This is a genomic window from Rubellimicrobium aerolatum (assembly GCF_017872975.1).
GTDB lineage: Bacteria > Pseudomonadota > Alphaproteobacteria > Rhodobacterales > Rhodobacteraceae > Rubellimicrobium > Rubellimicrobium aerolatum.
Map to the genome: position 1 here is coordinate 31,558 of NZ_JAGGJP010000016.1, position 12,439 is coordinate 43,996.

A 12,439-nucleotide genomic window follows, 5' to 3' on the forward strand; every position below is an offset into this window, starting at 1 on the left:
CAGCGATGAAAAGAGCCGCGTCAGTCCTCCAGCACGTCGCCCGCCGAGGCCTCGGGGTCCGCCGTGGTCCGGGCCGAGGCCTTCGGCTTCGCCGCCTTCGCCTTGGTGGCCGTGGCCTCCGCCTTGAGCTTGGCGGCCTTGGGCTTCGCCGGGGCCTTGGCCGCCGCCTTGGGCTTCGCGACAGCCTTGGACCCGGCCGCCGTCTTCGGCTTGGCCTCCGCCTTGGGCTTCGCGGCGGCCTTGGGCTTGGCCGCCTTCGCGCGGCCGCCCTTGCTCCCCGCCTTGGCGTCCACCAGCGCCACCGCCTCGTCGAGAGTGACCGTCTCGGGCTCGGTCCCCTTGGGCAGGGTGGCGTTGACCTTGCCCCATTTGACATAGGGCCCGAAGCGCCCCGGCATCACCGAAACCTCGCCGCCCGCCGGATGCTCGCCCAGCGCGCGGAGCGGCTGCGCCGCCGCCCGGCCCCGGCCCGCGCCGCGCCCGGCGGCCTTCTGCGCCAGCACCTCCACGGCACGGTTCATGCCGATCTCGAAGACCTCGGCCACGTCGGGGAGGTTCGCATAGGTGGACCCATGCTTCACGTAGGGACCGAAGCGGCCGATGCTGGCCTCGATGGGCTGGCCGTCCTCGGGGTGGCTCCCCACCAGCCGGGGCAGCGCAAGGAGGCGCAGGGCCTTCTCCAGGTCCATGTCCTGCGCGGCCCAGCCCTTGGGCAGCGAGGCGCGCGGCGGCTTGGGGGTCTCCGTCGTCGCCTCGCCGCGCTGGACATAGGGGCCGAAGCGCCCGTCCTTGAGATGGATCGGATCGCCGTTGTCATGCCCCAGCAGCCGCTCGCCCGACGCGGCCTCGCCGTCCTCGGAGGGCGGGCCGAAGGGCCGGGTGAACCGGCACTCGGGATAGTTCGAGCAGCCGATGAAGGCCCCGCCCGTCCGCGCCGTCCGCATCGACAGCCGCCCCTTGCCGCAGGTCGGGCACAGGCGCGGGTCGCCCCCGTCGGCGCGCGGCGGATAAAGGTGCGGGGCCAGCACCTCGTCGATCTTGTCCAGCACCTCGCCGATCCGCAGCTCCGACGTCTCGGCGATGGCGGCCGAGAAGTCGCGCCAGAACCGCGCCAGCACGTCCTTGTAGTCGGCCTCCCCGGCGCTGATCCCGTCGAGCTGGTCCTCCAGCCCCGCCGTGAAGTCGTACTCCACGTAGCGGCGGAAGTAGTTGGACAGGAACGCCGTCACCAGCCGCCCCTTGTCCTCGGGGATCAGCCGCCCGTTCTCCTTCCGCACATACTCCCGGTCCTGGATCGTCGTGACGATCGAGGCGTAGGTCGAGGGCCGCCCGATGCCCAGCTCCTCCATGCGCTTCACCAGCGTCGCCTCGGTGTAGCGCGGCGGCGGCTGGGTGAAGTGCTGATCGGGCGTGACGCCCACCTTGTCCGTGCGGTCGCCCGCCGCCATCTGCGGCAGCCGCGCGTCGTCCTCGTCCTCCGCGTCCGGGGCGGGCGCGGCCACGTCGTCGCGCCCCTCGGTATAGACTCGCATGAACCCGTCGAACAGCACCACCTGACCCGAGGCGCGCAGGCCCACCTGCCCGTCCGCGCTGCCGATCTCGACGGTGGTCCGCTCGAACCGCGCCTCGGACATCTGGCTCGCCAGCGTCCGCTTCCAGATCAGGTCATAGATCCGGCGCTGGTCGGCGTCGGTGATCCGCAGGGACGCGGCGTCGCGGCTCATGTCGGTGGGCCGGATGCACTCGTGCGCCTCCTGGGCGTTCTTGGCCTTGTTCTTGTACATCCGGGGCGACTTGGGCAGGTAGTCCGCCCCGAAGCGGTCCTTGATGGCGTCGCGCGCCGCCATGACCGCCTCGGGCGCCATATCGATGCCGTCCGTTCGCATGTAGGTGATGTGCCCGGCCTCGTAGAGCCGCTGGGCCGCGCTCATAGTCGCCTTGGCGCCCAGGCCGAACTTCCGCGACGCCTCCTGCTGGAGCGTGGAGGTCATGAAGGGCGCCGAGGGGTGGCGGCTCGCGGGCTTGGCCTCGACGCTCGTCACCGACAGGTCGCGGTGGTTCACCGCCGCCACGGCCAGCTCGGCGTCGGCGGCGGTCTTGAGGTCGAACTTGTCGAGCCTCTTGCCCCCGAGGCTCACCAGCCGGGCCGCGAACTCCCGCCCGCGCGGCGTCTTCAGCACCGCCTCGACGGTCCAGTATTCCTGGGCGCGGAAGGCCTCGATCTCCATCTCCCGCTCGACGATCAGCCGCAGGCAGACCGACTGCACCCGCCCCGCCGACTTCGCCCCCGGCAGCTTGCGCCACAGCACGGGGCTCAGGTTGAACCCCACGAGGTAGTCGAGCGCCCGGCGCGCGAGGTAGGCGTCCACCAGCGGCGCGTCCACCTGCCGGGGGTGCTTCATCGCCTCGGCCACCGCCGTCTTGGTGATGGCGTTGAAGGTGACGCGGCTGACCTGGGTCGCCGCCTTGATCGCCTTGCGGTCGCGCAGAGCCTCGGTCAGGTGCCACGAGATCGCCTCGCCCTCGCGGTCGGGGTCGGTGGCGAGGATCAGGTTCGGGTCGTCCTTGAGCGCGTCGGCGATGGCCTTGAGGTGCTTGCGCGACTCGGGCGCGACCTCCCATTCCATGGCGAAGTCGTGGTCGGGGTCCACCGAGCCATCCTTGGCCGGCAGGTCGCGGACGTGCCCGAAGCTCGCTAGGACAATGTAGTCCGGGCCGAGATAGCCGTTGATGGTCTTGGCCTTGGCCGGGGATTCGACGACGACGACGGGCATCTGGGGAACTCCGGGCTTGGGGCGGGGGCGGTATGTGGGTGCGACGGGAGGCTTGTCAATGCGGCGGTCCGCAACCGGGAGGCGTCGGGCGAGGTGGCGTGAGAGTCGGATGGGCGCTTGGGGTCGGCCGCTAAGCCATCATCGTCGGAGTGGACGCATGGTCGGAACGGAGGCCGGTCCCGTCCGGCATCTCCTCAGGCCGCGAGAGCCAGCAGACCCCCGGGCTGGCGGATGATCAGGCCGTCGATCTCCAGGTCGGTCAGCGTGGGCGCCAGGGCCGCCACGCTGCCGCCCAGGTCGCGGATGAGCTGATCCTCGGCCAGGGGCGAGGGGCCGAGCCGGTCGAGGATGCGGGCGCGCAGGTCGTCCGAGGGCGATGCGACCGGGGCAGGGCGTGAGGCCGGCGCGCTTGGGGTGCGTTCGCGGCGCGCGCTCCCGGTCTCCGAAGCGGCCCGAGGCGCAGCCAGCGGGCGCGAGCCGTCGAGGGACGGGCCCAGCGCCTCCACCACATCCTCGGCCGAGCGGACGAGCGTCGCGCCGTCGCGGATCAGCAGGTTGCAGCCTGCCGCGCGGGGGTCCATCGGATGCCCCGGCACGGCCAGCACCTCGCGGCCCTGGTCGGCGCAGGCGCGGGCGGTGATGAGGGTGCCGGACCGCTCCGCCGCCTCCACCACCACGACGCCGTGGCAGAGGCCCGAGACGATGCGGTTGCGGGCCGGGAAGTGGCGGGCCTGCGGCTCCAGGCCGATCGGATGCTCCGACAGGCGGAGGCCGCGCCGGGCGATCTCGTCGGCGAGGTCCGCGTTTTCGGGCGGATAGACGTGATCGACGCCGCCGGCCATCACCGCCACCGTTCCGGTGGGGAGCGCCGCGCGGTGGGCCGCCGTGTCGATCCCGCGCGCGAGGCCCGAGACCACCACGAACCCCGCCCCGCCCAGGCCTTCGGCGAGTTGGCGGGCCATCCGCAGACCCAGCGACGAGGCGTTGCGCGCGCCGACCAGCGCGACCATCGGCCGGGCGGCGAGCGTGAGGTCGCCCAGCGCCCAGAGCAGCGGCGGCGCGTCGGGCAGGAGCGCCAGGAGCGGCGGATAGGCGGCCTCGCCTCGCAGGAGGAGCCGCGCCCCCCGTGCGAGGCCCGCGCGGTATTCGGCGAGGGCCACCCCTTCGGGACAAGGGGCGTAATCCTCCACCCCGGCGGCGCGGGCGATGGCGGGAAGCGCGGCCAGCGCGGCGCGGGCGGTCCCGTGCTCGCGCAGGAGGCGCATGAAGGTCACGATCCCGACGCGGCGGGAGCGCAGCAGGCGAAGCCAGTCCAGCCGGTCGTCTTCCTGGGTGGGTGGGAGTGGGGGGTGAGCGGAAGTATCCCCGACCATCCTGAACCTCGCCTGCTACGAGAATCAGTCTTAACGCAGGAAGGTTAACAGGTGGTGAACGGCCCCGGCGTCCCGAAAGTTGACAGCTGTCAACTCACCCGGGGCCGCGCCGTCCTCATCCCGCGACAGAGGTGCGCCGCCGACCCTCAGCCCGCCTCGGGCCGGACAAAGGCGGCCGAATCGTAGATCGTCTCGAAGCGCCGCACCTTCCCCTCGGCGAACTCGATCACGCTCACCCCCCGGTAGCTGATCGGGCGGCCATCCTTCATCGTCCCGTCCGAGGTCCAGACCAGCGCCGCCTGCCCCTCCGATTCGATAAGGTGGCTGAACTCGGACCGGATGCTCTCGAACTGGTGGAGGTAGGTCTCCCAGAACTGGCGCGCGCCGTCGATTCCCTGGTGGGCGATGGCGAGGTTCCGAAGCTCCGCGTCCTCGGCGAAGAGCCGCACGAGCGGCTCGGGGTCGCGCGACTCCTCCGTTTCTTGGAGGGCGTTCGCGAAGGTCTGCGCCATGCCGGGCATCGGAGTGTCTCCTGCTGTTGCTCTCCGCAGAAGGCGCGGGGCGCGGGTCGGGTTCCCGTCACGGGCCCCGTCACGGGCCCCGTCACGGGCCCCGTCACGGGCCCCTTCACGGGCCGCCGCGCTCGGGCTCGATGCCACCGCGAAGCGAGAGCCAGCGGGCCAGGAGGAAGCAGAGGAGCGCCCAGGCCGTGCCCAGCGTCCAGCCCGCCAGCACGTCGGTCGGCCAGTGGACGCCGAGATAGACGCGCGACACGCCCACGGCCACGGTGACGAGGGCCGCGAGGACGATCAGGAAGGCCTTCATGCGCCGCTGCGGCTCGGATCGCGCGAGCATCATGGCAAGGGTGAGCCAGGTCGCGGCGGCCATCATCGAGTGGCCCGAGGGAAAGGAGGCCGCGAAGGTCTCGGTCGCGTGGGGCAAGAGGTCGGGGCGGGGGCGGTCGAAGATCGCCTTTGTGCCGTGGGATAGCGCCTGCCCGCCGGCGACCACGACCCCGAGGAAGAGCGCCGAGCGCGGCTGCCGGCGGATCGCCAGCGCGGCCATGAGGGCGGCCGTCAGCGACAGGAGCACGGTCGCGCCGCCCAGGGCCGTGACGTCGCGCATGGCGGTCCGGAGCGCCGGCGGCCCGAGCGCGCGGCCCGGGTCGGCCGGGTCGCGCAGCGCCAGCAGGAGGCGCGCGTCGAGCCGATGCGTGTCGCCCTCCATCACCTCCTCGGCCAGCGCGGCGAAGCCCCACAGCGAGCCCGCGACGAGGAGGAAGGCGAGGAGGGTCCTGGCTTCGACACGGGCGAGGAGGGGCGGCATGGCGGCTCCGGGCGGCTGGCCTCTTTCAGGTTGGGGCGACGACGGCCGCGCGCAAGGCCCGGCAGGTCAGGGCGCTTCCACCGGGCCTGCCGCCGTATGGCCAGTCGGACGAGCCCGGGCCCTTCCGCTGGGCGCACTGGCGCGGCCTCGCCGGACGCACGGTGCCGGCGGTTTCCTTGGCCTGATCCGGTCGCTCGATCTCGCGCGTGGCCCGGACACTGGGAAACGCAGGGCGGGCTTCAGCTCGCCCTGCGGAGTTGCCTCCCCCGGCTCCGTTCCGACCTCCGGCCAGATCAGGCCGCGGCGCCGCCCACGGTCAGCCCGCCGATCAGCAGCGAGGGCTGGCCCACGCCCACCGGGACCCATTGCCCGGCCTTGCCGCAGTTGCCGATGCCGGGGTCGAGCGCCATGTCGTTGCCGATGGCCCGGATGCCCTTGAGCGCCGTCGCCCCGTCGCCGATCAGGGTCGCGCCCTTCACCGGCTCCTGCACCTGCCCGTTCCGCACCCGGTAGGCCTCGGTGCACGAGAACACGAACTTTCCGCTCGTGATGTCCACCTGCCCGCCGCCGAAGCCCACGGCGTAGATCCCGTCCTTCAGATCCGCGACCATCGACGCCGGGTCGGCCTCGCCCGACAGCATATAGGTGTTGGTCATGCGCGGCATGGGGATGTGGGCGAAGCTCTCGCGCCGGCCGTTGCCGGTGGGCTGGACGCCCATCAGGCGGGCGTTCTGGCGGTCCTGCATGAAGCCCACGAGGATGCCGTCCTCGATCAGCACGGTGCGGTTCGAGGGCGTGCCCTCGTCGTCCACGGTGATGCTGCCCCGTCGGTCGGGAATGGTGCCGTCATCCAGCACGGTGACGCCGGGGGCGGCCACGCGCTGTCCCATGAGGCCCGCGAAAGCCGAGGTGCCCTTGCGGTTGAAGTCGCCCTCCAGCCCGTGCCCGATGGCCTCGTGCAGCAGGATGCCGGGCCAGCCGTTCCCCAGCACCACGTCCATGACGCCCGCCGGGGCGGCCTCGGCGTGCAGGTTGACGAGCGCGATCCGCAGCGCCTCGCGCGTCGTGGCCTCCCAGGTCGCCCGGTCGATCAGGCCCAGGAGCCCGTGCCGCCCGCCCTGTCCATGCCCGCCGGACTCGCGGCGGCCGTTCTCCTCCACGATCACGGACACGTTGAGCCGCGCCATGGGCCGCACGTCGGTCACGAGGTCGCCCTCGGGCCGCAGGATCGCGACCTCCTGGTGCGAGGCGGAGAGCGAGGCCGAGACCTGCACCACGCGGGGGTCGAGCGCGCGGGCGAAGGCGTCGATCTCGCGCAGGGTCTCCACCTTCAGCGCGAACCCCGCGTCGTCGATGGGGTCGGCATCGCCGTAGAGCCTGCGGTTCGTCCGGGGCGGCGGGGCCGCGAGGGTGCCGCCACCCGCGCCGACCGCCAGCCGGGCCGTCGCCGCCGCGCGGACGAGAGAAGGCTCGTCGATGGTGGTGGAATGGGCGTAGCCCGCCGTCTCGCCGCGCACGGCGCGCAGGCCGAAGCCCTCGGAGGCGTCGAAGCTCGCCGTCCGCAGGCGACCGTCGTCGAAGCCCAGCGCCTCGGAGCGGCGGCGTTCGAGGAAGAGCTCCCCGTCGTCGGCGCCCGCCACCGCCTCGCGCAACCGGCGGAGGGCGGCATCGCGGTCGAGGATGTCGTCGAAGGGGCGGAAGGGGGCGGAGGCCATCGGGGAAACTCCTCGTGAGGTGGAGGTGAGGGCGGGTCGGGGCAGGGACCCCGGGCATCGCACGGCTTGTTATGACGGGAAGGATATGGGATGACGCGGCGAACCGACAGGGGGCCTCGCGGCCCCATCAACCATTCGCGCTCTAGAGGACCCGCCCATGCGCCTGCTCCAGACCGTCCGAACGCTCGCAGCCGCCTCGGGGGCGGCCTTCCTCGGAGCCGCCGCCCGGGCGCAGGAGGCGGCAGGCAATGGCGTCGAGGCGACCGTGGACGGGCTGCCGATCATCGGCCAGCCTCGCCCGAACGGCGTCTACTTCCAGCCCTCCGCCACCGGCATCGCCGAGAACACGCACTGGCTCGGCAACATGGTGGACTGGATCATCCTGTTCATCGTGCTGTTCGTGACGGCGCTGCTGCTGTGGGTCATCTACCGCTTCAGCGCGCGGCGGAACCCGAACCCCGCCCAGTTCACCCACAACTCGCCGCTGGAGATCGCCTGGACGGTGGTCCCCATCGTCATCTTGGTGTTCATCGGGTCCTTCTCGCTCCCCGTGCTGTTCAACCAGCAGGAGATCCCCGAGGGCGACGTGCATATCAAGGTGACCGGCTACCAGTGGTACTGGCACTACGACTACCCCGACGAGGCCATCTCCTTCGACAGCTACATGATCGGCTATGGCGAGGGGAACCTGAACGACACGATCCGGGCCGACCTGCAGGCCGCCGGCTTCTCGGACGCGCATTTCAAGCTCGCGACCGACACCGCCGTGATGGTGCCGGTGGGCGCGACCGTGGTGATGACCGTGACCGGCGGCGACGTGATCCATTCGTGGACGATCCCCGCCTTCGGCGTGAAGCAGGACGCCGTGCCGGGCCGGCTCGCGCACCTGTGGTTCAACGCCGAGCAGGAGGGCATCTACTTCGGCCAGTGCTCGGAGCTGTGCGGCAAGGACCACGCCTTCATGCCGATCCAGGTCCGCGTCGTCTCGCCCGAGGCCTACGCGGCCTGGCTGGAGCAGGCCAAGGTGGATTTCCCGACCCCGGCGAGCTGACCGGACGCGGGAGCGGCACCACGTCGCGGCGTCCGGGCCTGTGCCTCGGGCGCCGCGTCCCTATCTGACGCCACGATGACCTTCGGAAGCAGCCCCCCATGAGCGACGCCAGCCTCTCCCCCTCCCTCAGCGTCCCCGGCGAGGCCGGGATGGGGGACTACTGGGAGCTGCTGAAGCCGCGCGTCATGTCGCTGGTGGTGTTCACCGCTCTGGTGGGCCTCGTGGCCGCGCCGGTGGGCGTGCATCCCTTCGTGGCCTTCGTGTCGATCCTCTGCATCGCGGTGGGCGGCGGCGCGTCGGGCGCTCTGAACATGTGGTGGGACGCCGACATCGATTCGGTGATGAACCGCACCAAGGGCCGCCCCGTCCCCTCGGGCCGCGTCGCGCCCGAGGAGGCCAAGGCCATCGGGCTGGCGCTGTCGGGCTTCTCGGTGATGCTGCTGGGGCTGGCCGCCAACTGGCTGGCGGCGGGGCTCCTGGCCTTCACGATCTTCTTCTATGTCGTGGTCTATACCGTCTGGCTCAAGCGCCGGACGCCGCAGAACATCGTCATCGGCGGCTTGGCCGGGGCGCTGCCGCCGCTGGTGGGCTGGGTGGCGGCGACGGGGCAGTTCGCCTGGGCACCGGTGCTGATGGTGCTGCTCGTCTTCATGTGGACGCCGCCGCACTTCTGGGCGCTGGCGCTGTTCGTGCGGGGCGACTACGGCCTCGCCCGCGTGCCGATGCTGACCGAGACGCACGGCGACCGGGTGACGCGCAACCACATCCTGGCCTATGCGGTGCTGCTCGTGCCGGTGTCGCTGGCCCTGGGCCTGACGCCTGTGGCGGGGCCGGTCTACCTCGCGGCGAGCGTGGTGCTGAACCTGCTGTTCCTGGGCGCCTGCTGGCAGGTCTGGCGGCGCGACCGGGCGGCGGCCGAGGCCGACCGCTTCGCGGCGGAGAAGCGGGCGTTCAAGCTGTCGCTCCTCTACCTGTTCCTTCATTTCGGGGCCCTTCTCGCGGAAGCGGGCCTCGGCACCATCCTGGGGGCCTGACATGGCGATCAAGGTCGAGCACGAACTTCATGGACGCCGCTGGGGGCGGAACCTCGGCGTGGGGCTGCTGCTCGGCGCCGTGGTGGCGATCGTCTTTGGCCTGACGGTCGTGAAGATCCTGGCGTTGGGTGACGCGGGCCGGTTCCAGGGCTACGATCACGTGGTGCAGCCGCTGGCCGTCCCCGCCGGCGAGGGAGGCGGCGCGTGACCCCGCAGGCCCGCACCGCGCTGGGCGCCGTGGGGCTGGTGGCCGTGATGGCGGGCCTCAGTTTCGCGGCGGTGCCTTTCTACACCTGGTTCTGCCAGGTGACGGGATTCGCCGGCACCACCTCGGTCGGCACCGGCGAGGGGGTCGCCCCGGTGGAGCGGACCGTCGTCGTGCGATTCGACGCCTCGGTGGACAAGGACCTGCCCTGGTCCTTCCGCCCGGTCGAGACCAAGATGACCGTCCGCATCGGCGAGACCAACCTCGCCTTCTACGAGGCGCACAACCCGACCGACGAACCCGTGGGCGGGCAGGCGGTGTTCAACGTCGTCCCCGACGCGGCGGGCGGCTACTTCACCAAGATCCAGTGCTTCTGCTTCGAGGAGCAGGTGCTGCAGCCCGGCCAGACCGTGCAGATGCCGGTGAGCTTCTACGTCGATCCGGCGATCCTCGATGATCCCGACGGCCGGCACGTCCGCGAGATCACGCTGGGCTACACCTTCTACCGGATGGACCTGCCGGCCGGGGAGGAGACGCAGGCCGCGCTGGCGCCCGCCGGGGGGCCTTTGACAGACGCGCCGCGAGCGTCCATAGACTGACGCCGCGACCGAAGGGGATACGCCACGATGGCCCATGTGAAGAACCACGACTACCACGTCCTGCCGCCCTCCATCTGGCCCTTCGTGGGCGCGGTCGGAGCCTTCGTCATGCTGTTCGGGTCGGTGCTCTGGATGCACGGCTCGGGGCCCTGGCTGTTCCTGATCGGCCTCGTGGCCGTGCTCTACACCATGTATGGCTGGTGGGCCGACGTGATCGCCGAAAGCCGCGTGGGCGACCACACGCCGGTCGTCCGCATCGGGCTGCGCTACGGCTTCATCCTGTTCATCATGTCCGAGATCATGTTCTTCGCGGCATGGTTCTGGTCGTTCTTCAAGCACGCCCTTTACCCGATGGGCCCCGAATCCCCGGCGGTGGACGGGGTCTGGCCGCCCCCCGGCATCGAGACCTTCGACCCCTGGCACCTGCCGCTCATCAACACGCTGATCCTGCTCTGCTCGGGCGCGGCGGCGACCTGGGCGCACCACGCGCTGGTCCACGAGAACAACAAGCAGGACATGAAGTGGGGCCTGTGGCTCGCCATCGGGCTGGGCGTGCTGTTCACCTTCCTCCAAATCTACGAATACACCCACGCCGCCTTCGGGTTCGCCGGCAACATCTACGGCGCCAACTTCTTCATGGCGACCGGCTTCCACGGCGCGCATGTCATCATCGGGACGATCTTCCTCGCCGTCTGCCTGTTCCGCGTCTACAAGGGCGACTTCACCCCCGAGAAGCACGTGGGCTTCGAGGCCGCCGCCTGGTACTGGCACTTCGTGGACGTGGTCTGGCTGTTCCTCTTCGCCTCCATCTACATCTGGGGCGGCTGATCGCCCTTGGGCGGTCCCCGGCCCGACCTGCGCGCGGGGACACCCCCGCGCGTTTCGCATTGAAAGGACGGCCGTTGCGGCGAGTCTGGTTCCCCCTTGTCCTGGGTCTGTTCGGCGTCGCGGTCCTGTGCGGCCTCGGGACGTGGCAGGTCCAGCGGCTCGGCCAGAAGGAGGCGCTGCTGGCGGCCATCGCCGCGCGGATCGGGGGCGAGCCCGAGGCGCTACCGGCGGTCGTGGACCCGGTGGCGGACCAGTATGCGCCGGTGCGGGTCACAGGCGCGCTGGGCGGCGAGGAGGTCCATGTGCTGACCTCGGTGCCGGGGCAGGGGCCGGGCTTTCGGGTCGTCTCAGCGATGACGTCGGGGGACCGGCGGCTGCTCGTGGACCTGGGCTTCGTGCCGGAGGAGGGGAAGGACCTGCCGCGCGTGGCCGAGGGGGTGACGGTGACGGGCAACCTGCTCTGGCCGCGCGAATCGGATTCGTGGACGCCCGCCCCCGACCTGGGCCGCAACATCTGGTTCGCCCGCGACCTGCCCGCGCTGGCGGAGGCGCTGGGGACGGAGCCGGTGCTGGTCGTGGCGCGGAGCCTTGGTGGCGCGGAGCTGGGCACCACGCCGCTGCCGGTGGACACGGCGGGCATCCCGAACGACCACCTGACCTACGCGATCACGTGGTTCGGCCTCGCCGCCGTCTGGGCGGTGATGAGCGTGGCGCTGCTGCGGCGCACGCGGAAGGGAATGGCATGACGCATCCGATCTTCCTCGTGGACGCCTTCGCGGACCGGCCTTTCGCGGGCAACCCGGCGGGCGTGATGATCCTCGACGCGGCCCTGCCCGAGGCGCTGATGCAGGCGGTCGCGATGGAGATGAACCAGGCCGAGACGGCCTTCGTCGTCCCGCGCGAGGGGGGCTGGGACATCCGCTGGTTCACCCCCACGCAGGAGGTGGCCTTCTGCGGCCACGCCACGCTGGCCTCGGCGCACGTCCTGGCGACCGAGCATGGCGCGGCGGGCGCGATTGCCCTGCACACGCGCGAGGTGGGGGTGCTGACGGTCCGAACCGAAGGGGCGGGCCGCTACACACTGGACGTGCCGCGGTTCGATCCCGAGGCGCTGGACCTGTCGAAGGTCGCCCCCCTCGTGCCGGGGGCCGTGGAGGCGTTTCGCGGCGGGGAGGACCTCTTCGCCGTCCTGCCCTCCGAGGCCGCCGTCTGGGCGTTCCGGCCCGACCTCGCCGCCATCGCCGCGCATGGCGCGCGGGGGCTGGCCGTCACCGCGCCGGGCGAGGGCGCGGACTTCGCCTCGCGCTTCTTCGCCCCGGCGGCGGGCATCCCGGAGGACCCGGTGACGGGCTCCATCCATGCGGCGCTGGTGCCGTTCTGGGCCGCGCGGCTGGGCCGCGACCGGCTGACCGCCGTGCAGGCGTCGCGGCGCGGGGGGCGGCTGGAGGGCCGGCTGGCCGGCGACCGCGTGCTCCTGACCGGATCGGCCGTCACCACGCTGCGCGGCCAACTCGACTTGCCCGACTGAGGTTCT

The 12,439-nt window shown here is 71.8% G+C and carries 12 protein-coding genes; 7 read left to right on the forward strand and 5 right to left on the reverse strand.

Annotation, left to right across the window (positions count from 1 at the left end; genetic code table 11):
- Positions 1-20 precede the first annotated feature (20 nt).
- The 5 genes from topA to tldD form a co-directional block, all read right to left on the reverse strand.
- On the reverse strand, positions 21-2,774 hold the full coding sequence (gene topA, locus J2Z33_RS14815; protein ID WP_209842445.1) for a type I DNA topoisomerase: 2,754 nt from the start codon (positions 2,772-2,774) through the stop codon (positions 21-23).
- A gap of 194 nt (positions 2,775-2,968) precedes the next feature.
- Entirely contained in the window at positions 2,969-4,147 is a 1,179-nt protein-coding gene (gene dprA, locus J2Z33_RS14820; RefSeq protein ID WP_209842447.1) for a DNA-processing protein DprA, read from the reverse strand.
- Between the two features lie 146 nt (positions 4,148-4,293).
- Positions 4,294-4,668 carry a nuclear transport factor 2 family protein gene (locus J2Z33_RS14825; protein WP_209842449.1) on the reverse strand — a complete coding sequence of 125 codons (375 nt, stop codon included), beginning with the start codon at positions 4,666-4,668 and terminating at the stop codon, positions 4,294-4,296.
- A 106-nt stretch (positions 4,669-4,774) separates the two neighbouring features.
- Positions 4,775-5,473, reverse strand: coding sequence for a phosphatase PAP2 family protein (locus tag J2Z33_RS14830; RefSeq protein ID WP_209842451.1), 699 nt, complete (start codon positions 5,471-5,473; stop codon positions 4,775-4,777).
- A gap of 293 nt (positions 5,474-5,766) precedes the next feature.
- Positions 5,767-7,188 carry a metalloprotease TldD gene (gene tldD, locus J2Z33_RS14835; RefSeq protein WP_209842453.1) on the reverse strand — a complete coding sequence of 474 codons (1,422 nt, stop codon included), beginning with the start codon at positions 7,186-7,188 and terminating at the stop codon, positions 5,767-5,769.
- A gap of 157 nt (positions 7,189-7,345) precedes the next feature.
- Here tldD and coxB point away from each other — a divergent pair, with 157 nt between their 5' ends.
- From coxB to J2Z33_RS14870, 7 genes are all read left to right on the forward strand, one after another.
- Positions 7,346-8,239, forward strand: a complete 894-nt coding sequence (coxB, locus tag J2Z33_RS14840; RefSeq protein ID WP_209842455.1) for a cytochrome c oxidase subunit II — start codon at positions 7,346-7,348, stop codon at positions 8,237-8,239.
- A gap of 98 nt (positions 8,240-8,337) precedes the next feature.
- A complete protein-coding gene (gene cyoE / locus J2Z33_RS14845; protein WP_209842457.1) occupies positions 8,338-9,273 on the forward strand; it encodes a heme o synthase in 936 nt (311 codons plus the stop codon).
- 1 nt (position 9,274) lies between these two features.
- The gene (locus tag J2Z33_RS14850) at positions 9,275-9,481 is read left to right on the forward strand and encodes a hypothetical protein (protein WP_209842459.1); all 207 of its coding nucleotides are present in this window, start codon (positions 9,275-9,277) and stop codon (positions 9,479-9,481) included.
- Complete coding sequence (locus tag J2Z33_RS14855; protein ID WP_209842461.1) at positions 9,478-10,077, forward strand: cytochrome c oxidase assembly protein; 600 nt, start codon at positions 9,478-9,480, stop codon at positions 10,075-10,077. The genes J2Z33_RS14850 and J2Z33_RS14855 overlap by 4 nt, the downstream gene beginning before the upstream one ends.
- Positions 10,078-10,104: 27 nt before the next feature.
- Positions 10,105-10,905, forward strand: coding sequence for a cytochrome c oxidase subunit 3 (locus tag J2Z33_RS14860; protein WP_209842463.1), 801 nt, complete (start codon positions 10,105-10,107; stop codon positions 10,903-10,905).
- Between the two features lie 74 nt (positions 10,906-10,979).
- On the forward strand, positions 10,980-11,651 hold the full coding sequence (locus J2Z33_RS14865; RefSeq protein WP_209842466.1) for an SURF1 family protein: 672 nt from the start codon (positions 10,980-10,982) through the stop codon (positions 11,649-11,651).
- A complete protein-coding gene (locus J2Z33_RS14870; RefSeq protein WP_209842468.1) occupies positions 11,648-12,433 on the forward strand; it encodes a PhzF family phenazine biosynthesis protein in 786 nt (261 codons plus the stop codon). Before J2Z33_RS14865 ends, J2Z33_RS14870 begins: the two co-directional genes overlap by 4 nt.
- The last annotated feature ends 6 nt before the right edge of the window (positions 12,434-12,439 follow it).

What these genes read in the sequence shown, in the direction of transcription:
- cyoE (WP_209842457.1), top strand. Translation starts at nt 8,338, where the DNA reads ATGAGCGACGCCAGCCTCTCCCCCTCCCTCAGCGTCCCCGGCGAGGCC.
- J2Z33_RS14850 (WP_209842459.1), top strand. Translation starts at nt 9,275, where the DNA reads ATGGCGATCAAGGTCGAGCACGAACTTCATGGACGCCGCTGGGGGCGG.
- J2Z33_RS14830 (WP_209842451.1), bottom strand. Translation starts at nt 5,473, where the DNA reads ATGCCGCCCCTCCTCGCCCGTGTCGAAGCCAGGACCCTCCTCGCCTTC.
- J2Z33_RS14825 (WP_209842449.1), bottom strand. Translation starts at nt 4,668, where the DNA reads ATGCCCGGCATGGCGCAGACCTTCGCGAACGCCCTCCAAGAAACGGAG.
- topA (WP_209842445.1), bottom strand. Translation starts at nt 2,774, where the DNA reads ATGCCCGTCGTCGTCGTCGAATCCCCGGCCAAGGCCAAGACCATCAAC.
- J2Z33_RS14870 (WP_209842468.1), top strand. Translation starts at nt 11,648, where the DNA reads ATGACGCATCCGATCTTCCTCGTGGACGCCTTCGCGGACCGGCCTTTC.
- dprA (WP_209842447.1), bottom strand. Translation starts at nt 4,147, where the DNA reads ATGGTCGGGGATACTTCCGCTCACCCCCCACTCCCACCCACCCAGGAA.
- J2Z33_RS14860 (WP_209842463.1), top strand. Translation starts at nt 10,105, where the DNA reads ATGGCCCATGTGAAGAACCACGACTACCACGTCCTGCCGCCCTCCATC.
- tldD (WP_209842453.1), bottom strand. Translation starts at nt 7,188, where the DNA reads ATGGCCTCCGCCCCCTTCCGCCCCTTCGACGACATCCTCGACCGCGAT.
- coxB (WP_209842455.1), top strand. Translation starts at nt 7,346, where the DNA reads ATGCGCCTGCTCCAGACCGTCCGAACGCTCGCAGCCGCCTCGGGGGCG.